We start from the raw sequence: 19,732 nt of genomic DNA on the forward strand, positions 1-19,732 counted from the left end.
ATGCCGGCACTGCGGCCGTTATACCCCCAAGGATGTTATCAGCCGCAGCTACGAAAGTATCTTATCTTGTCTTGTTCAGCTATCAATACTTTAGAAAGACAATTGGTGTTCCGGGTGTCCAATACACTACAGTTTTTGGATAATTATCAGTTGGCCAAATCGGTTCAGCAATAAATACACCAGTTCCAGCAGCAGTAGCTTGACGAAGTTGCTCCTGGATATCGACTATCTGTTCGTAACTGAACCCGTTAAGATCCTTACCGCCACAATGGATATACCAATTGTCCATACTTCCGTCCCCTTGCTATACGTATTGCCATCATTATCCCACGAAACTGGTACCACCGCCGCCCGAAGCATGAAATATCAAAATAAAGCAAATCTTAAGACTGAAGTTTGAAACCCTAGAAAAAGTACTTCCCAAGAGAGCCGAACTCTTGTGTTTATGAAAAGACCAGACCTGAAAACCGCTGGAAACATTGGTGTTTCAGATTTTCAGGCAACTTCGAAGACGTCATGTGACCGCATTTTGACCACATACCTGAGCAAAATATCATTCATGGTACTGCGTACCGAGTCCAGATCCTCATCGAACAGATCGCTGTATACGTCCAAGGTCATGCTGGCGCTCGCGTACCCCAACTGCCTTTGGACGGTCGACGTTCGCGCACGACCTGACCGTCAGGCTCATGACTGTGACGCTACCAATGAATTCGCCGTAATTTCTACTTGATTCCTCTTCCTCTACTCGCTTTCAAACGTTAAGCTCGCCCATAATTCACTTTTGCTCGTCCATTGCCACCCCTGTTCTGTTGAAATGAAGCATAACTATCTGGGGCAGTTGGCGGTCTGGTATGAGGCGAGGTTGACATGATATGCGCTCGATTCCGCAGCTCTGCTTTAGAATAGTGTGAGGAACAATTTTATTGAATCTTTAAAATCCATTTTCATCAGCCTTGCCGCGTTGTACCCTAACGGGCATATTTTTCGTCATTTAATATAGCTGCTGTTGACTTATGTGGGCACAAATCACGCCGGAAGAATCCGCCGGGCTTTGGACGGTATCTCCGTGAAGCCAAGCACTTTGACCCCATATCTCGCGAACCCAGTCAACGCCTTTTGGTTCGCTTTACCGCTTCTATCATCAGCAAACACACACAAGACCGCATTCTTGCGTTCTTTCGTATCATGCACATCATTCCACGCAAACATGATTGTGGCAACGGCGGTCTCATCTAGCCGGTTCGGTGCTTGGGCGAAAGTGGTGGGCAACTCCCTGCTCTTTTGGAACAGGAAGCTGAAGTTGTGTAGATAAAGAGACTTACCCTGAATGTTGATATCCTTCATATAAAAGATGCCTTGCTCGGTAAGAGTTTCCGCTACATCTTCCACAAAATACGAAGCAGTACGCTTGGTTATGACTTCCATGAGCGAATCCACATGGATGAGCGCCTGTATATAACGGTTCATGGCATCGCCTGAACGCTCGGGACTCGCCACCATAACTATGGATCCATCGTGATACATTGCCCCGAACTGTCTGGCTATGTCACCCAAACGTTCTTCCCGTTTACCTCGCAGACTGGAACCCATCGTCTCCATGCTGTTGAGCGTATACCCATCATCGTCAAACAGCAGATCGCTATCCTTGACACGCGCATAGAACTGGAAATGACCGCCGCTGTGGTCAAGGAATGGCACGGTTATCTCACGCCACGCATTGACTTTCCGCAACGCTGAATTTTCATGAATCCAGTCGGCATATTCGTCGACAAGCAGGTCGCTCATAGTAGCATTGCATCCTGCATAGAAGCGTCTTGACAACATTAAACCGCTTGAGCAGTAACATGGTATCGTCTATAAAACTGGGTGATTCGATATCAATTGGCTCGGCGAAACGATCATCAAACCCACTGCGGTAGATATGAAGATGTGTGCTCTTGATGACTCTGCTATCAGGGTTGGTATGCGGCTGACTGGGATTAACGCAAAGTCTCATGAGCACGATATCTCCTCCTGATACCCTAGCGTTGATTGAATGTCTTTCAATATCTATTCTGCCACGATACAGGTCTATGCGGAACTGGTCATCGTCGTTTTCCTGCGCCTTGACATCAAACCCCTTGTGCCGTTCATTTCCGGCCGGCATAGTGAACTCGTCGACAAGGGCCTCTTTCTCAGCTCGAGAAGAAGCCGACGGGCTTCAGCTTCATCTAAATCAATCGTCATGTTGCCTCCCTCGATCATTTTCCTAATCACTTGGCCATTTACTCAGAAGCAGGATTAGTAGTTAACGGCGGTTTACTGCTTGCTCATGCGGATGGTCGACGTGGTACCGAGAGCGGACTGTTCATAGGTGAGCTGCTTGCCATCGTAGGTGAACTTCTTCGTCGCATCCTGCGAAGCCATGATTGACGTCTTCATGGTCTCGGTATCACCGTTGCTAGTCCACGAATAGGTGCCGGCCTTGGTCGGTGCAGTAAACGTGCCCTTCCAATACAAGCTCTGCCGGTCGGGCTTTACCCAATTAATCTCGATGGAATCGGCAGTAATTGTGGCCTCCATCAGTTCATCTTTGGAACTCGAGTTCGTTTGCTTCCAAGTGCCCGTGAGATCTGCGGGTTTCGGTGTCGGCTTCGTCTGCGAGGACGATGCGCTATCGCCTGCGTTGTTTTGTGGCGACTGTCCACAGGCAGCGAATCCTATAAGCATCACCAGAGAGGCCGCAACCGCTGCTGTCTTCTTCAGTTTCATAATCCGACCCTTTCCAAACTACATATATCTGAAACTAATAGGTGATCCAGGCGTCCAGTAATCAGTAATAGAACAGCCCGCCCCACCTAGTTCTTTACCACTGATAAATACCCCTGTACCTTCAGAAGTCGCCCTTGTAAGTTGCTTCTTAATCTCGGCAATCTCAACACTGTTAAAAGGGCCGATGATCAATCCATTAAATTTAATGTAACATCTCATGTTTTTGCCTCTCTACTCCGAACGGCGAGCACAACACCATTATCGCACTTTCTACAAAGGAATTATCCGATATCGTATTTACAAGTAAAAAAGAAAAACACGATCAAAAACTCGAAAAACTGCATATTTTTGACAGGAGCTGCCATAATCCCAGTGGTGGATTAAGACAGTCAGTAGGGATGAGCTATTCCACGAGAAAGATAGCGCTCCGCAGCTACTTATCTATTTACTTTTACACAAACAACAGAAAATAATCGAAACACAAAAATATCAATCAGAAATAAATGGAGAAACAGCATTATCGGAAACCCCAGAAAAAGTACCCCCCAAGAGAGTCGAACTCTTGTTGTCAGATTGAAAGTCTGGTGTCCTAACCGTTAGACGAGGGGGGCTAACAACCTACTTAGTTTAAAATACGAACTCGATTCAAGCAAGTACCGGCGTGTTGACCGCACAATAGCGAGCCATTGACCATCTGACGGCATCAACCGACAATCAAACTGACAGTGACATTATGGGGCAATTACTCCAGTAAATCCCCGCAGCCAGTTCGGCAAAGTCACATTCACTCAGCCGATGATGCTCCAGCAGGCGACAATTCCGATACGTTCGATCGACAATTACCTTCGCTCAGCAATCACGATACGTTCGGTTGGCGGTTAACCTTTCATCAAACAATCATCGAGCCTCATAGGTGAAGTCGTGAATCACGCGCCCTGCAGCGAGTCCCTTCTTCTCAAAGTTGGTGAGCACCCTGCCCTCATATCGCTGAGATTCCTTGAAGTCGGCGTGCGGCAGCGACGAAGCCCTATCCGCAGTCCCCTTGCCCACATGCTGCGTCGGCAACGAAACGCTGAACGTACCGATATTGGCGAAATCCTCGCGCCCATCCATCACCTCGTGGACATGCAGGGCATAATCCTCAATATCGGTGGCAATCCGCCACACCTTCCCCATACCCAGCGCCTTATGCACGTCATCGGCGAGCGCCGGTTGGACGATACGCCGTTTGTGGTGCCGCATTTTGGGCCAGGGATCAGGGAAGAACGTCCACACCTCTTCGACCACACCCGGCTCACACACCTTGAACAGTTCCGGCGCATTGACCTGGGCAATACGCAGGTTGGCAAGACCAAGCTTGCCCGCGCGCAGCATCGTATGCGCCACGCCGGGATCGTAGACCTCTACGGCAAGGAAATTGGTTTCGGGATGTTCCTGGGCTGCGGCAACGACGTTCTCGCCCTGCCCGGTGCCGATTTCGATGACCAAAGGATGGTCGTTATCCCAGGTCTCAGCCACAAAATCGTGATCGAACACAAATCCGGGCTTGATATCAAGCGAGCCCCCGCCCGCATTGACATCAAGCAGGAAATCCGGCGAATATTGCTGCCATGCCCGCTTGAGCCGATCGTCAAGACGTCCCGTCCGCCGGACATACGAGAGCACATGATGGATTTTTTTCTTGTCTTCCTGCATGGATTTCAAGTCTAGCCGATGGCGAACCCGTAAATTCAGCTTCCCCGCGTAGACTGTGCGCTATGCACGACAACGATTTCAATGCAAACGCTCAGCAAGACCAGCGCAATCAGCAGAGCCAACAAACGCCGTCTAATCCACAAGAGACCAGTAATACGGCTTTCCCCTACCAGACACCGCAATATACGCAGGCAAACCAGAACCCTTCCTACACCCAGAACACCGTTTGGCAACAATCCGGAAACCCACGGAGCAACGGCTGCCAGAGCCCGCAAGCAGGCCAGCCTCCGTACCAATACGGATACGGATACGGAAACGGGCCGGCATCCGATTATCAGGCATACGGTCCCATTCCTCCGACGGGCCCTCAGGGCTATTACTATGTTCCGGCTCCCAACCAGAAATGGAACACGCTTTGCATCGTCGGATTTATACTCTCATTCCTGATGCCGCTGATCGGCCTGGTAATCTCCGCAGTCGCGCTTGTACAGATCAATCGCAGTAGAGAGAAAAGCAAAGGGATGGCCATCGCCGGAATCGCCATTGGCGCTGTGATGACATTGCTGGAGATCGTCGTGGTCATCGCCCTCGTTTCGATCTTCCATTCTGCGTTGAACAACACGGGCTACGATTACCATGGTTGCGTTGGCTCCGATTGCAATTCAAATCCGTTCGATGACGACGGGGATGACCCGGACGAGGACAATCAGGACACCGGCTATACCTATTATCATTACGACTTTGAGCAAGTGCGACACGCTGAAACCGTTCCAGAGTTGCGTCTCGCCGAATTCTGAGTAATATTAACACTCGGCTGCTTGATGAAAGCAAGCCACGGCTCCGTAGCTCAGTTGGTTAGAGCGCCGCCCTGTCACGGCGGAGGTCACCAGTTCAAGTCTGGCCGGAGTCGCTCGAATGGTCTTAAGCCCGGTTCGCCGGGTTTTTGATTTATTCATGGCTCTGTAGCTCAGTTGGTAGAGCGAACGACTGAAAATCGTTAGGTCAGCGGATCGATGCCGCTCGGAGCCACCACTCAGGTCTCGAAACCAAGTAATCGCAACGGTTTCGAGGCTTTTCCATTTCTTCACCGATAAGCGGATTACGGGGATACCGGCCAAACCCAGCATTTACCCAGCAGATTCAGGTTATAGAAGCGGAAGCGTTAAGATCCCGACACGAATCGCTTCATGCCAGGATCTTAACGCTAGTATCGAAGGCTCGGAACTCAGAGCTGCTTGGCCACCCAATCGACGATGTAGGGGGCGACGCCGTCAATCTGGTCGATGGCAATGTCGAAATCGCGTGGACCGCCGTACCAAGGGTCGACCAGGTCGATATCGCTTTCGTGGCCGGGCGCGGGCTTGGGCAGATTCGGATCGAAGCTGCGGTAAAGGTGCACTTCCGGCTTCTTGTCGGCCGGCAGAAGACGCAGGAGTCCCCTTTCGTGCGACCATGTCATCGGCAGGAACAGGTCGCTCTGCTCGATCTCCTCGGATGTGATGCGGTGCGCGAAATGATGTTTGGGAATCTCATAGCCGCGTTGGCGCAACACACGCACGGCACGTGGGTCGATCGGATGGCTGTATTCCTCGTCGCTGACGCCACTGGACATCACCCGCACCTTGTCCCCCAGCCCGCGTTCCTCGAAATTGGCGCGCAGAATGATCTCGGCCATCGGGGAACGGCAGATATTGCCGGTGCAGACGGTCATGACGGTGTAAGGATGATTGGACATAACTAAAGCAACTTTCCTCTGCAAAAACGGATGATGTTCGATACAGCCATCATAACGAACAGGCTGTAACGGGCTCAATCCGACAGACCACACATCATTTGTTGTCTACGAATATCTACAAACGTAGATGCAACATCGTAAGGACCATTCGTATGTGGATCTATCGTCAGACCCGATATCGATATTATCGGTCAATATTGCCGGTCAAAGGCAAAAGAAACAGGCACTATCATCATAACGTAGCCGTTTGCCGTAACCTATCGGAATCGGACATATCAGTATCAATGCAAATGTGAAAGGTACAGGAACAATCGTCGTAGCATAGTCGTTTACACGTGATTCTCAGAGACAATTGCCAATTCCGGCACAAATACAAAGAACGCAGACACAGCCACAACGGTGGCCATATCTGCGTCAATTATTCAACGCGAATAACGAATCAGGAATTCTTCTTATACGTGACGAAACGATAGGCTTCGACGGCACCTTCGGGTTTGCGCGGCGATGCCCATTGCCCTTCGCTCTCGACGCTCCAGGCCCTGTCGCGCACCAACTCGCCCATATCAGGCGCATAGGTATCAGCGTCGAAACGGCCACGAATATAGGTGACGTAGGCCTTGTTGGCGAACGGCATAATAGCGCGGAACAGCTGCGCTCCCCCGATCACCCAGATTTCGCTGCGATCCAGCCCATCGTCGGGAATGGCCTCCTGACGCGCGAAATCAAGCGCCGCTTCAATGTCGTTGGCGGTGGTCGCACCTGCTGCATGCCAGTTCGGATCGTGCGAAACGACGATATTGTCACGGTTGGGCAACGGACGGTATTTCGGATCAAGCGAATCCCAAGTCTTGCGACCCATGATGACCGGATGGGAAACGGTCAATTCCTTGAAATGCTTCATATCTTCGGCGAGATGCCACGGTATCCCGCCATTGAACCCCAGCGCATCGGGACGCCCCTGCATATCCTCTGCACACGCCCAGATGAGATTCACCGAGAACGTCTTGACGACATCGTCCCCCCAGTCCTCAGTGGTTTTTTGCCCGGCAAGTCCGGGCTCGGGTTCGTGATAGCCGGTACGGCTACTGTCATGCTCCATTTCATATACTCCTTGAATCAGGCAATGTATCCAGTCTAACCAACGGTTGAGACGCGATTTCGCGCCGGTTGAAACCGCATCTCAAGCCAGGAAGCCATTCCGGACCGCAACCAGCACAGACCCTGTTGGCACAAGTCCGCAATACCATTTCAGACCGCAACCGGTGCCTTGATGGCCGGATGATGCTGATAATTGACGATTTTGAAGTCCTCGTACTGGTAGTCGAAAATCGAATCGGCCTTGCGGATCTCAATTTGCGGGTACGGATACGGGTCGCGTGAAAGCTGGGTCAAAACCTGGTCGATGTGGTTGTCGTAAACATGGCAATCGCCACCGGTCCAGACGAACTCCCCCGGCTCAAGGCCGGTCTGCTGAGCCATCATCAAGGTCAAAAGCGAATAGGACGCTATGTTGAAGGGCACCCCGAGGAACATGTCGCAGGAGCGCTGATAAAGCTGGCAGGAAAGCTTGCCATCGGCCACATAGAACTGGAAAAGCGCGTGGCAGGGCGGCAGCGCCATCTGCTCGACTTCGGCCGGGTTCCATGCAGTGACGATCATACGACGGGAATCGGGATGGGTCTTGATGAGATTCAACACGTTGGAGATCTGGTCGATGGTGCGGTTCGGGTCATCCTTGGTCGGTGCCGGCCAGCTGCGCCACTGCACGCCGTAGACCGGGCCCAAATCGCCGTTCTCGTCGGCCCACTCGTCCCAAATGTGCACGTTGTGCCCCTGCAGCCAGCGCACATTGCTCGACCCCTTGAGGAACCACAGCAGTTCGTAGGCGATGCCCTTGAAATAAACCGTCTTGGTGGTCAGCAAGGGAAAACTTTTGGAAAGATCGAAACGCATTTGCCTGCCGAACAGGGAAATCGTGCCCGTGCCGGTACGATCGGTCTTGAGCGTTCCTTGCGTCAGGATATCACGTACCAGATCCTCATAAGGCATGGGAATATCGGTCTTTGGACGCGCGGGAATCTTATGACGAATTTCTTCAAGTTGTTCTTGGTTCAGCATAGTTATTCATTCTAGCAACCTGGGGCGGCCTTACGCTTGCAACAAAGTGATCTGTCTCCATCAAAAATGCCGGGAAGCCATCAATGGCATCCTATTCCCAACGCCAGGCCACATTATGCCAGAAAACGGCCACTAACGAATAATTCGCCCTATTCACGCTCTCATCAAAGTCCTATATTTCTTCATCTTGGCGCACCAAGTTATATAAAATCACTAAGAATTACAACAATTCTCATAAAAATGGGGCTCTTGGCGCACCAAGCAACCCTAAATCGATAAAAATGCCAGCAATTCTTGCAAAAATGAGGCTCTTGGCGCACCAAGAACCCCTAAAAAGATGAAAATGGGGTCAATTCTTCGATAAAATGGGGCTCTTGGCGCACCAAGAGGGTTGAAAAACAGCAATTTAGGAGTTTATTCCTCGAAACCGGGAAAGCGACGCTCCTTATTTGATGTTTTGCACGCTCGACCGGACTTAGCTATACATTGGTAGGGACACGCCTTGAAACAAACAAGGCACAACCGCGAGGAGATAATTATGGCAAAGAAACTGTGGGTGGAGCGTAACAAGGACGGTTCCTGGGACGCGTTCAGCGACGACGGCGCTCACATCAAGTTCGGGCACGGCAAGGGTCTGTTCAACCCCGGCGACCTGATGAAGGTGGCGTTGGCGGGTTGCGGCGCACTTTCCAGCCAGATGACCATCGAGAATTCGCTGGGCGAAGGCAAAGGTGCGAAAATCACCGTCGACGGCGATTACGACCGTGAGGCCGATGGCTACACCTCCTTCCGCGAACAGGTGGTCATTGACGCGCAGAGCGCCGGCATTCATGGCGAGGACGTCGAAAAGCTGAAGGACCGCGTGGAAAAGCACATCGAGAAGTCCTGCACGGTGATGCACACCTATGAGGTCGCCACCCCGGTGACGATGGATGTCAAGGTGCTCACCAAGTAGGCCATCGCTTTATCAATAGTAAAAGGGCGGTGTCGATCATCCATAAGGAGATCGGCACCGCCCTTTTATACGTATTCGGGCAATCAGTCCTTGTGCTGCGGATCGATGGAGGATTCGATTGCCTCGGCGGCCGAGCTGTCGGCGGTTTTGACCGATACCTGCTGTACGCCTTCGATGCCTTCGATGGCACCATCGGAACGGGATTTTTCGGCTTCGACATATTTGCGCGGCACCACGTAGACCGGTCCCGCAGCATGCTGGATAAGGCCCTGGCTAGTGGAACCGACCAGCAGACCGGTGAACCCGCCCTTACCACGCGAACCGACCACGACGATGTCATGGTCATAACTCGCCTTGGTCAAGGCGCTTACCGCGGATTCAGGAACGATGGTCTTGGTGATCTTCAAATCAGGATGCGCCTTACGGATCGGGGCAAGCATTGATTCAAGGTCTTCCATATAGGAATCATAGACACCGTCCTCGTCGCTGACGCCTTGCAAGCCGGGCACCGCGTCAATGACGTCAAGCTCGGCACCGCGGTCGGCCGAAAGATCGGCGGCGATCTGCAACGCCTTCAAGCCCCACTGGCTGGCATCGATGCCGACAGCCACACGCTTGATGGTGTTGTTCAGATGCATGGTCTTGCCGTCATCGTCGGTGTACGGCACCACGATGATCGGGCAATAGGCATAGGCAGGCAGCGAGGAGCTGGTGGTTCCCAACAGACGTTCGGCCAATCCGCCCTTGCCGCGGTTGCCGATGACGATCAGATTGTAATTACGCGAAAGCTCGACGAAAACGGACGAAGGATCGCCGGTGACAATCAATGTCTGCGCTTCGACGCCCTGCTCATCGGCAATGGCCTTGGCCTTGGAAAGAATCTCCTGCGCGTCAATGTGGGCCGCGTTGTCGTCACCCATTGAAGTATAGGTGGAATCGAACGAAACTGCCGCATAGCTCGGCAGCGAATAGGCACAGACAATCTGCAGCATCAATCCCGCGTGCTTGGCGTAATTCGCCGCCCACCAAGTTGCCTTGTAGCTGGCTTGCGATCCATCGACACCTACCAGAATAGCCTTATCGTTTACCATGACTACCTCCTTGACATACGTGACACCGTTAAAGCGGTTCTGTTAAAAGAATACCAGTCTTGGGTTAAAACACCATCATTCTTCGCCGAATATCGAAAATGCGCCTCAAATGAGGCGCATTCCTACCAGAAAATTCGACAAATAAACCATACTTGTCAAACTTACCTATTCTAAAAACATGCCGGTCAGAGAACTCGGCGAATGGCATAGCCACTCTTGAACACATCGACAACACGTGAGCATGAGGTGAGCTTCCCAGGATTGAGAGCGTTGATCACTTGACCGTTGCCGATATAAATCGCAGCGTGACCGGAGCTGGCGAGGATGTCGCCCGGCATCGCCTGTGACAAATCCGGAACGGCGCGACCTGCCGTGGCCTGATCGCCAGAAGTACGAGGCAACGCGATTCCCATTTGACCGAATACATACTGCACGAAGCCGGAGCAATCCCATCCCGCCGGCGTATTGCCACCACGCAGGTAAGGGACTTTTCCATCGAACTGCATTGCAAAGCTGACCAGAGCTGAGGCGGATTCGCCATTCGGAGGCGTTACGGAAACTGCCTGTGGCTGACTTGAAGACTGGTTATTGGAATTCGTCGCCGGGGCTTGAGCCAGCGGAGCGCGAGCCTGAGACCTCGACGCCGCGGCTGCATTGGCAGCCGCCGTAGCGGCGGCTTCGGCGGCACGCTGTTGGGCGACCACTGCGTCCTTTTCGGCCTGTGACTGCGTTTGCGGCACATCCAGCGATTCGATACCACCCCAATCCGACTTGGCATCAACATCGGTGGAGGTCGACTCTTTGAGCAAATCCTTACGTACGACGTTCACCTTGCGGAACGAACGGGAGGAAGTAACCGGCTCGTTGTCTTCATTGGCGGCGAACGCGGAGGGAGACAATGCGCAGAACGCTGAGGCACTAAGAGCGAGAGCTGCTAGAGACGCACAAATCTTCGAAGCTTTTAACATGCCTTCATGTTATCAGATAGCTGTAACATCTACGAGGCGACAAAACCGCAATCTTTGATGGAATAACGCTTGTTCGCACTCATATTCAGCCGGTTGATAGAAGCTTGAAACAAAGGCAAATACGGCATCTTTTACAAGGAACATTCACCACACAACGGCGGGCAAGGCCCACCTGAAATCCAGCGACATATTTGCGCTGACATCGTAATCTGAGAAATAACCTCAGTAATGAATGATCTGATGCTGCGAAACCTGATCGGCCGTGAACGTCCTGGAGAATGTCTTCCCCTGCAAAGTCACCCCGCACTCGGAGGTGACAACGGAACCGTCAGGATTGACCTTTTCAATGATGGCGACATGGCCACAAGTCGGGTTGGAACCGTCCTGGCCAGGAGCGAAAACCATGATATCGCCGGTATGGCGCGCCGTGCGGTCAACCCAATAGCCCATGGAACGCGCAGAAGCCGCCCACTGAGCACCGTTGCCCATCTGCGAACCAGCAGGAAGGCCAAGCTGATGCCGGCGCACATACACCCACCAGGTGCACTGGCTGAAATCATAATTATTGCCCGCATCCCCTGTGGCGTGATTCGGATTGAAACCAGAGGGAAGCGACGAGTAATCCTGATCCATAAGACTTGCGATCTGTGGATTGCCGGCAGTCGACTTCGACATTGCAGAGATATCCAACGAAGTATTGGACGCTCCAAGACTCCACGTGCCATCGTCACTGTTCTGGGGAAGCGGGGTACGGTCTTCTGAACGGGACGCCGCACTGACTGGCCTCAGTGTAGAGGTCGTAGTGGTTTCGGCAGAAGCGGTAAAACTGGGACGACTGGGGTTTCCGGCCATTGCTGCCGTGGCGGTGGCGCCCACCAAAGCGGCCAGAGAAGCCGAGACCACCGCCGCGTGGTGGTGATTCTCACTTTCCCTTGCCAGACGAATGGAACGACGGGTTTCAGGCACAATCTCGTTGAGCTTGTCCATGACTTCAGGGCTCAGGCCGACCATGGCCCCATTGGTGTCCACTGCCTGGGCCTGTCGCACTGCCTTGAGCGAATGCGTTCCCTCGGAAGGAGAAAAAAGCGACGAAACGCTGACAGCACGTCTCGTTCCTCTTTGTGCCCTGTGCGCACCGTGAACCATAAACCAACTCCTTGCGGACAATTTTCAGTGATGCCAGATGCCCGACGAACGTTATCGGTACAACACCGTATCAATAGCGCAGCGCAACGTGCATCTGCCACCCCATGAATTCTGCTACCAGAATACTTCATTCCATGATTTTTTTACAGCCGTTCTGACCACTGTCGTCTCAAAACGGCAATATGTACTCGATTTATCGGCGTGTCACATTTTCTTCACATAAAAGACAAAAACATAGAGGCTGAAAACTTCCTATTTTGAGAACTGAGGCAATACTCCTCAAACCACTTACGAAACCGATAAAACGCTTGAGAAAAACAAGACTCATATCTGCGAGGAAGCCATGATAAACGTACCGATCTCACTGTAGGAATCCATGTGAACCGATCCGTCGGAAGCAGGAACAAAAACCGCCTCACCCTGCTGTAGAACCCTTGATTCCCGTGAACTGGTGACTCTGACCGTGCCCTCGATGCACACCACGATTCTCGGACCGAAATGCCGGGCGGTGAAGGCGACCTTGGTCATCAACCTGCCGTAACGAAGCGACAGGCGTTCGACGATTGGCCACGGGCGCTGAGCCGTGCCGACCCGGCCATAACTGAGCATGAATTCGTCAATCTTCGGCCGATAGACAAGCCTATTGCCCAGCATCGTGCCCAAGTCCCCCATCCAATTGACACTCGGGTCGATAGGCGAGGATGAAGTGCAGTCAAGGCTGCGCAGGAAGTCGGGAATATCCTTGTGCTTGACCGTCATCCCGGCACGCAGCACGTTGTCGGAATTGTTCATGATCTCGACCCCGGTGCCATGGATATAGGCGTGGGGCGTGCCGGCAGGAATGAAAACCGACTCCCCTTGCTGCAGCGAAACCGGATTCATCATCAGCAACGCAAGGACGCTGGGGTCGCCGGGAAACGCCTGTTCGGCCGCCAACGCAAACCGGAAGGCAAGAAGCGAGCGTTCATCACGAATCTGCGTCGCGGCGTTTTCAAGGGCTTTACGCAGGCCGGAGGCACTTTTGGCACTCACGGCAGTGTGGAATGCGCGGAAAATCCGTTTCTGGGATGGCTGCCACACCGCCGAAGCCACTGGCATCATCGCGTCCACATCGGCAAAATCACGGGTTTCCTCCGACGACGCTGCACCGAACACCCCGCGCATGCCATGCAGACCATATAGTCCGTGATGCGATTGCGGGGTAAGCACTTCGACCATACGCTGTGCGATCGGGTGATCGACCAGTGTGAGATTGGAAAGCATGAACGCCGGTGTCGCAAACCCCACGGAAGCCTCAAATGGCTGCAATGCCACAACCATCTCGTTCTTTGCAACCCCATCCTTAAAACAACGTTCAGGGGCATCAATCGGAACATGGTCGATATTCTCCGCGTTGAAACCGGCACGCGCCTGAAAATCGACGGGATGGACCTGAAGAGAAAGCGGGATCCTTGCGGAAATGACTTTTAAGAGGTAAGGCAGAACGGGACCGAATTTATTCGAGCAACGTACGCCAAGCATGCCTTCCGGGTCGTTACGAATGAGGTCGGTCAGCGGCATGGCAACGGTTTGCTGACAGTTTTGCGCGGTTTCGGGCTCTGGCAGACCGTCCGAAAGCGGACTGTGCGATTGCGACGACGTGGCATGTCTTGGTGACCGGACTGGCAATCTTTGCGGATTCACGTCAATGGATGAAGGCCATTGGGTATGGCCGCTGAACCACATCTCGGCGATAGGACCATCGCCGGGGTACGGACGGGCAGCGGTCGCGCCTAGCAGCGATACAGGATCAGTACGCAATTGCGAAGCGAACATGTTCTGCAAATGGGTATAGGACCCCCAGGCATACCGTTTGACGACCGGGTGAATCGAATACACTTGAAAGCTCCTTGTAATTTTACGCTTCCCCTATGTTCTCATAGCTCTTCTACCAGTCCAGAAATCGGAATCAGCGTAAAGCCGCCCCAAGGTTAGCCCCAGAGACTAAAATAAAATATATGAAGTTTACCCCGATCATCAACCCTGATGTCTGTAAGCCTGCGCCCAAGCCTGTCCAGGTTGATCTGCGCAAAACCTTCCTGATCGTCACCAGTTGGTGGCTCATCGCCCTTCTTGTCAGCGTTATATTGTTCGCCTGTGGATTCCACGTGCTCGAAGCCATAATCCTGTGCTCCGCGGGAGTCATCATCGGCGCGTTGATGCTGATCTGGGAACATTTCGACCGCTGGGATTATCGCCGTCTCGGCGCCAACTGATTCCAACCGGCTGCCATCGCATCTATCCGTCAAGCTTTTCCCGACGTCATTTACCAACAAAACCAGAACACAACGCATAACCTGCACATCCAACAACTACGAAAGAGGTTCATATGCGCGTTATCTACAACGAAGAGCTGAAGGCGGTGGCCGACGATCTCGAGCGTATGGCCAACGGGGTCTGTGCGGCTATCCACGGGGCAGGGAAAGCGCTGATGAACGAGGATATGGCCACCGCGAAATCGGTGATTGACGGCGATGCCGACATCGACGCATTGGAAAAGCAGATCCTTGACCAATGCGTGAAGCTGCTGGCCCAGCAGAACCCGGTCGCCACGGACCTGCGCGTGGTCGTGGCCACGCTGCGACTTGCTTCCACCATCGAGCGAATGGGCGATCTTGCACAACATATCGCACAGACGGCCTATCGGGCACGCCCAGGCTCTGCGCTGCCGAATGACGAGAAAACGCGGCAGATCTTCGGTAAGATGCGGCAACTGCTTGACATCACCGCCGACAGGCTGCCGGAAATGCTTGCCGACCGCGACACGACACTTGCCCAGCAGGTCATCGCTGATGACAACAAGCTCGACGAGTTGCATCAGGAATCCTTCGAGCTGGTGCTTGACGACTCGTGGAAAGGCACCAAACAACAGCTCATCGACGTGGTGCTGACCGCGCGCTTCATGGAGCGGCTTGGCGATCACGCCGTCTCCACAGCCCGTCAGGTAGTCTATATCGTCTCCGGCTTCGATCCGAGCAAGGAACCCCGCAATCTCGACGAAGATTGATTTTCGTCTAATGGGAATTTCCTACGCATAGTTCCGGCGACAGGCGTCTGCCTGTACCTCTAACTGGTCAATCGTGCCCCATGACGTGTTTTACCGCGGCGCGTTTTAACAGCAAAAACAAACGGAAAGAGACAGGGATGGCCGTTTAGAGGCAGTAACAGCCGACATTGGAAGTTTCCTTCAGCCGCTTCTGACAACATAAAAGGGCGGTTCATGCGACTTAATATCGCATGAACCGCCCTTTTTAAAAAATCAGTGGCTTACTTCTTGGCTTGGCCCTGTGCAGCCACGGCGGCAGCGCCGGCAGCGGCAGCTTCGGGGTCGAGGTACTCGCCACGAGGCTTGATCGGCTTCATGTTCTCGTCAAGCTCGTAAACCAGCGGTATGGCCGTCGGAATATTGACCTTGGAGATCTCTTCGTCGCTCAGCCCGTCAAGCATCTTGACGATGGCTCGCAGGGAGTTGCCATGCGCGGCGATCAGGACGGTCTTGCCGCTCTTGAGCTCAGGAACAATGTCGGATTCCCAATAGGGGGTGACGCGCGCGACGACGTTGGCCAGAGCCTCGGTCTCGGGCACCGGATCGCCGGCGTAACGCGGATCGTGGTTCTGCGAGAACTTGTCGTCGGGATCGATTTCCGGCGGCGGGGTACCGTAGGAACGACGCCAAATCATGAACTTCTCGTCGCCGTACTTCTCACGGATTTCGGACTTGTTCTTGCCTTGGAGGGCGCCATAATGACGCTCGTTGAGCCTCCAGCTACGCTTGACCGGAATCCAGAGGCGATCGGCCTCATCCAGCGCGTAGTTGGCGGTGTTGATGGCGCGACGCAGCAGCGAAGTGAAGACGATGTCGGGAAGGACATTCTTCTCCTTGAGGAGCTGACCGCCATGCTTGGCTTCTTCGACGCCCTGCTCGGTGAGCGGAACATCGACCCAGCCGGTGAACTGGTTTGTTTTATTCCATGCGCTCTGGCCGTGCCGGAGCAATACTAATCTATAAGACATAGTTCAATTTTAGTTGATGAATGCGACTATGGTGCAATAAAGCTGTGAGCGTTCACAATACCTCGCGCTCAAATAAAAACCACGAAACCGGACCAGTGAACGCTCACAGGGTCAGGGCAATTTCCACAACAATGAAGACTATCGAGAATAACAAAACTGTCATGCTGCACATCGGCAGCGCCTTGACGAAATTGCCAGCGTTCACGCTTTTGACCAAGCCCGTTGCCGCTTTGATGCACACCAACGCAACGAGAATCGCGACAATCGCCCACACAAGGCCGGCAACACTGAAGTTGCGGAAGAGCAACACAACAGGAACGCACGCGCCGATGACCGTGAGCACCAACGGGACCAGGTAGGTCACGAACAACACCGTCTGTGCGTTCTTGCGGCCAAGGCGCACGCCGAGCGTCATCTTGCCGCTGACCTTGTCCTCATCGACGTCGCGGAGATTGTTGACCATCAAAATGGCGCAGGAGAAGAGGCCGCAGAGCACCGCGCCCAAAACACCTTCGGCGTTGACACGGCCGGTCAGCACATATTGCGTGCCGAGCACCGCAACCAGGCCGAAGAAGATGAAGACGCCGACTTCACCGAAACCGGCATATCCGTAAGGATGTTTGCCGCCGACATAGAACCATCCGGCCAGCAGGCACAGCACACCAAGGGCGATGAGCCACCAATGCCCGGTGATGATGGTGATAATCAGACCGGCGACACAGGCGACGAAGGCGTTGACCCCGGCCGCCGCCAGCACCTGGCCGGGCTTGACACGACCGGAAACAGTGAGACGCTGCGGTTTGGCCGTCTTGACTTCCGCGTCACCTCGGCCCTCGTCCGTGCCACGGATGCCGTCGGAATAGTCGTTGGCGAAATTCGCGGCAATCTGGATGAACAGCGCAACCACTACACACAGCAGCGCAAGCAAAGCGAACTTCCCCCATGGCATGTTGGCCGCCGGAGCACTCAAGCCACTCGGTTCCGCCACACAGGCCTGGAGTTCTTTTGGAGCAGCGGCGCATCCTGCCGGCTGCGATTTCAACAGACGATACCCCGCAGCGACACCGACTAATACAGGCGCGATGGATGCCGGCAACGTTTTCGGACGTAACCCGTTGACCCACAAATCCAAGTTCTTCAAAATGAATCCAACTCCCTTACAGGCAAACTCAGAGACAAACCGGCGTTTTGCGACGGTACAATTGCTTAAACCATGTAAAACTATAGCAGGATTGACGACCGTGTTTTTTATACAAAAGTTGCCGACCTGAAAAAGGCCAGCAACTTGCTGACATCAATCGATGTATTAAATAGACAGCATCAAACGGCTATCACTTGACGAATTATCCAATCCGGAACCAACTGGACCATAACCGTGAGTAAGCAGACAATCGACAAACCATGACGATACGAGCCTGCTTTTCTGCGCTGTCCGGTTCTAGTTGAGCGGTTTGACCAGCGGGAAGGTGATGGTCTCGCGGATGGTGGCACCGGTGAGCGCGATCAGCAGGCGGTCGATGCCCATGCCCATACCTCCGGCAGGCGGCATGCCGACGCCCAGCGCCTCGAGGAAGTCCTCGTCGATATCCATCGCCTCAACGTCGCCCGCGAGCGCGTCTTTGGCTTGGTCAACCAGGCGCTGACGCTGCACCACCGGGTCGTTGAGCTCGGAGTAGCCGGTGGCCAGCTCAAAGCCGCGCACGTAAAGGTCCCACTTCTCCACCACGCCCTTCTTGCTGCGGTGCGCCTTGACCAGCGGACTGGTCTCGACCGGGAAATCGCGCACAAACGTCGGGACTTCGGCACCCAGACCGGCCTCATAGAAGTGCTCCCAAAGATGCTCGACAAGCTTGCCGTGGTTCTCGACCTCGTCGCGCTCAACGCCAAGCTTGTCGGCGATGGCACCCAAGTGCTCCACAGACGTTTCCGGCGTGATTTCCTCGCCGAGCGATTCGGAAAGCGACTCGTACATCGAAATCTGCTTCCACTCGCCGCCGAAGTCGTATTCGCTGCCGTTGAGCAGCGTGACCTTGGTGGAGCCGAACGCGTCGATGGCGGACTGCTGGATGAGCTTCTTGGTCAGGGCCGCGATGGTGTCGTAGTTGCCGTAGGCCTGATAGGCCTCAAGCATCGTGAATTCGGGAGCGTGCGTGCCGTCGACGCCCTCGTTGCGGAAGTCGCGGTTGATCTCGAAAACGCGCTCGATGCCACCGACCAGGCAGCGCTTGAGGAAGAGTTCCGGCGCGATGCGCAGGTAGAGGTCGATGTCGAAGGCGTTCATGTGGGTGACGAACGGACGGGCGGCCGCTCCCCCGTGCACCGTCTGGAGCATAGGGGTTTCGACTTCGAGGAAGTCGTCTTTGGCAAATGTATTACGTAGCGAGGTGACGACCTTGGAGCGGCGACGGACCATATCACGGATCTTTTCATCGGCGATCATGCCGATATAGGGCTTGCGGGTGCGGGTGTCTTCCGTAAGCTCCTTGTGCAGCGCAGGCAACGGTTGCAAGGCCTTGGCAGCAATCTTCCATTCGCTGGCGAAAACGGAAAGCTCACCGGTCTTGGAGGCGATGACGCGTCCCTTTAGGTAAAGATGGTCGCCCAAATCGACGAACTGCTTAAACGCCTTCAGCGAGTCCGCACCGATCTCCTTCTTGGAAATCATGCCTTGAATCTTGGTGCCGTCACCCGCGGCAAGCTGCACGAAGCACAAGCCACCGCCGTTGCGCAGGAAGAGCACGCGTCCGGCAATCGAAACGACATCCTGTGTTTCGTCGCCCGCCTTGAGTTTGCCTTCATACTTGGCGCGAACCTGCGGAATCGTGTCGCTGACCTCGACCACGACCGGGTATGGTGCCACGCCGTCCTTCAGCATTTGGGCACGCTTGGCAACGCGCATCTGCACCTGTTCTGGCTGGCCTTCCGGACCGAATTCCTTGTTGGTCGGGTCAATGGCCTCGTCGAAGGACTTACCCTCATTGATGTTTTCCGCAATGGCTTCGTCCTGTTTGAGGCGCAGTTCCGCGCGCTCGACGGTGGACATTACCGGGGTCTGGGCCTCTTCTTCATTCCGGTTTTCGCCGGTTTCATTCGTTTCGCTCATAATTCCTGAGTGTACCGAGCAGCCGATACACACGATCATGCGCCTTATGTGTCCATATGAACTCATTTTGCGTCTTTTCCAGCGCTTCACACACATTTATGCTGGAAACAACGC

The 19,732-nt window shown here is 53.8% G+C and carries 19 protein-coding genes and 3 tRNA genes; 7 read left to right on the plus strand and 15 right to left on the minus strand.

All coding sequences use genetic code 11. The annotated features are described in order from the left end of the window. Positions 1 to 82: 82 nt before the first annotated feature. Both PT275_RS04600 and PT275_RS04605 read right to left on the minus strand, forming a co-directional pair. A complete protein-coding gene (locus PT275_RS04600; protein ID WP_277152788.1) occupies positions 83 to 289 on the minus strand; it encodes a hypothetical protein in 207 nt (68 codons plus the stop codon). 740 nt (positions 290 to 1,029) lie between these two features. Next, complete coding sequence (locus PT275_RS04605) at positions 1,030 to 1,788, minus strand: DUF1828 domain-containing protein (RefSeq protein WP_277152790.1); 759 nt, start codon at positions 1,786 to 1,788, stop codon at positions 1,030 to 1,032. 250 nt (positions 1,789 to 2,038) lie between these two features. On the opposite strand from PT275_RS04605, the gene PT275_RS04610 reads away from it, so the two are divergent. Beyond that, positions 2,039 to 2,287: a hypothetical protein gene (locus PT275_RS04610; protein WP_277152792.1), complete on the plus strand. Its 249-nt coding sequence runs from the start codon at positions 2,039 to 2,041 to the stop codon at positions 2,285 to 2,287. A gap of 14 nt (positions 2,288 to 2,301) precedes the next feature. On the opposite strand, the gene PT275_RS04615 is transcribed toward PT275_RS04610, so the two are convergent. The 3 genes from PT275_RS04615 to trmB form a co-directional block, all read right to left on the minus strand. Then, positions 2,302 to 2,754, minus strand: coding sequence for a hypothetical protein (locus PT275_RS04615; protein ID WP_277152794.1), 453 nt, complete (start codon positions 2,752 to 2,754; stop codon positions 2,302 to 2,304). A gap of 539 nt (positions 2,755 to 3,293) precedes the next feature. Further along, positions 3,294 to 3,365: transfer RNA gene (locus PT275_RS04620), tRNA-Glu, on the minus strand. 286 nt (positions 3,366 to 3,651) lie between these two features. Then, the gene (trmB, locus tag PT275_RS04625) at positions 3,652 to 4,449 is read right to left on the minus strand and encodes a tRNA (guanosine(46)-N7)-methyltransferase TrmB (protein WP_277152796.1); all 798 of its coding nucleotides are present in this window, start codon (positions 4,447 to 4,449) and stop codon (positions 3,652 to 3,654) included. A 62-nt stretch (positions 4,450 to 4,511) separates the two neighbouring features. Here trmB and PT275_RS04630 point away from each other — a divergent pair, with 62 nt between their 5' ends. From PT275_RS04630 to PT275_RS04640, 3 genes are all read left to right on the plus strand, one after another. Further along, a complete protein-coding gene (locus PT275_RS04630; protein ID WP_277152798.1) occupies positions 4,512 to 5,246 on the plus strand; it encodes a DUF4190 domain-containing protein in 735 nt (244 codons plus the stop codon). 39 nt (positions 5,247 to 5,285) lie between these two features. Then, a tRNA-Asp gene (locus PT275_RS04635) sits at positions 5,286 to 5,359 on the plus strand. Positions 5,360 to 5,405: 46 nt separating this feature from the next. Further along, positions 5,406 to 5,481 (plus strand) — tRNA-Phe (locus tag PT275_RS04640). A 193-nt stretch (positions 5,482 to 5,674) separates the two neighbouring features. Here PT275_RS04640 and PT275_RS04645 read toward each other — a convergent pair. From PT275_RS04645 to PT275_RS04655, 3 genes are all read right to left on the minus strand, one after another. Next, positions 5,675 to 6,184: a low molecular weight protein-tyrosine-phosphatase gene (locus PT275_RS04645; protein WP_277152800.1), complete on the minus strand. Its 510-nt coding sequence runs from the start codon at positions 6,182 to 6,184 to the stop codon at positions 5,675 to 5,677. 439 nt (positions 6,185 to 6,623) lie between these two features. Continuing rightward, a complete protein-coding gene (locus PT275_RS04650; protein ID WP_277152802.1) occupies positions 6,624 to 7,283 on the minus strand; it encodes a dihydrofolate reductase in 660 nt (219 codons plus the stop codon). A gap of 149 nt (positions 7,284 to 7,432) precedes the next feature. Next, complete coding sequence (locus PT275_RS04655) at positions 7,433 to 8,233, minus strand: thymidylate synthase (RefSeq protein ID WP_277153665.1); 801 nt, start codon at positions 8,231 to 8,233, stop codon at positions 7,433 to 7,435. Between the two features lie 607 nt (positions 8,234 to 8,840). Between PT275_RS04655 and PT275_RS04660 the strand changes: the two genes are divergently transcribed. Continuing rightward, positions 8,841 to 9,257, plus strand: a complete 417-nt coding sequence (locus PT275_RS04660) for an OsmC family protein (protein WP_277152804.1) — start codon at positions 8,841 to 8,843, stop codon at positions 9,255 to 9,257. 83 nt (positions 9,258 to 9,340) lie between these two features. Here PT275_RS04660 and PT275_RS04665 read toward each other — a convergent pair whose 3' ends face one another. From PT275_RS04665 to manA, 4 genes are all read right to left on the minus strand, one after another. Beyond that, positions 9,341 to 10,348, minus strand: a complete 1,008-nt coding sequence (locus tag PT275_RS04665) for a universal stress protein (protein ID WP_277152806.1) — start codon at positions 10,346 to 10,348, stop codon at positions 9,341 to 9,343. Between the two features lie 185 nt (positions 10,349 to 10,533). Continuing rightward, on the minus strand, positions 10,534 to 11,316 hold the full coding sequence (locus PT275_RS04670; protein ID WP_277152809.1) for a C40 family peptidase: 783 nt from the start codon (positions 11,314 to 11,316) through the stop codon (positions 10,534 to 10,536). 222 nt (positions 11,317 to 11,538) lie between these two features. After that, a complete protein-coding gene (locus PT275_RS04675; protein ID WP_277152811.1) occupies positions 11,539 to 12,462 on the minus strand; it encodes a CHAP domain-containing protein in 924 nt (307 codons plus the stop codon). A gap of 324 nt (positions 12,463 to 12,786) precedes the next feature. Beyond that, positions 12,787 to 14,340: a mannose-6-phosphate isomerase, class I gene (gene manA / locus PT275_RS04680; RefSeq protein WP_277152813.1), complete on the minus strand. Its 1,554-nt coding sequence runs from the start codon at positions 14,338 to 14,340 to the stop codon at positions 12,787 to 12,789. Between the two features lie 119 nt (positions 14,341 to 14,459). Here manA and PT275_RS04685 point away from each other — a divergent pair, with 119 nt between their 5' ends. Both PT275_RS04685 and phoU read left to right on the plus strand, forming a co-directional pair. Beyond that, a complete protein-coding gene (locus PT275_RS04685) occupies positions 14,460 to 14,717 on the plus strand; it encodes a hypothetical protein (RefSeq protein WP_277152815.1) in 258 nt (85 codons plus the stop codon). Between the two features lie 113 nt (positions 14,718 to 14,830). Continuing rightward, positions 14,831 to 15,508 (plus strand): phosphate signaling complex protein PhoU, encoded by a 678-nt coding sequence (phoU, locus tag PT275_RS04690; RefSeq protein ID WP_277152817.1) that lies wholly within the window; start codon positions 14,831 to 14,833, stop codon positions 15,506 to 15,508. Between the two features lie 260 nt (positions 15,509 to 15,768). Here phoU and PT275_RS04695 read toward each other — a convergent pair whose 3' ends face one another. The 3 genes from PT275_RS04695 to lysS all read right to left on the minus strand — a co-directional run bounded on the left by PT275_RS04695 (position 15,769) and on the right by lysS (position 19,618). Then, positions 15,769 to 16,515 (minus strand): phosphoglyceromutase, encoded by a 747-nt coding sequence (locus tag PT275_RS04695; RefSeq protein ID WP_277152819.1) that lies wholly within the window; start codon positions 16,513 to 16,515, stop codon positions 15,769 to 15,771. Between the two features lie 103 nt (positions 16,516 to 16,618). Next, positions 16,619 to 17,656 carry a 1,4-dihydroxy-2-naphthoate octaprenyltransferase gene (gene menA, locus PT275_RS04700; protein ID WP_277152822.1) on the minus strand — a complete coding sequence of 346 codons (1,038 nt, stop codon included), beginning with the start codon at positions 17,654 to 17,656 and terminating at the stop codon, positions 16,619 to 16,621. A 297-nt stretch (positions 17,657 to 17,953) separates the two neighbouring features. Further along, positions 17,954 to 19,618 carry a lysine--tRNA ligase gene (lysS, locus tag PT275_RS04705; RefSeq protein WP_277152824.1) on the minus strand — a complete coding sequence of 555 codons (1,665 nt, stop codon included), beginning with the start codon at positions 19,616 to 19,618 and terminating at the stop codon, positions 17,954 to 17,956. Positions 19,619 to 19,732 lie beyond the last annotated feature (114 nt).

This window comes from Bifidobacterium sp. ESL0745, from assembly GCF_029433335.1.
Classification (GTDB): Bacteria; Actinomycetota; Actinomycetes; order Actinomycetales; family Bifidobacteriaceae; genus Bifidobacterium.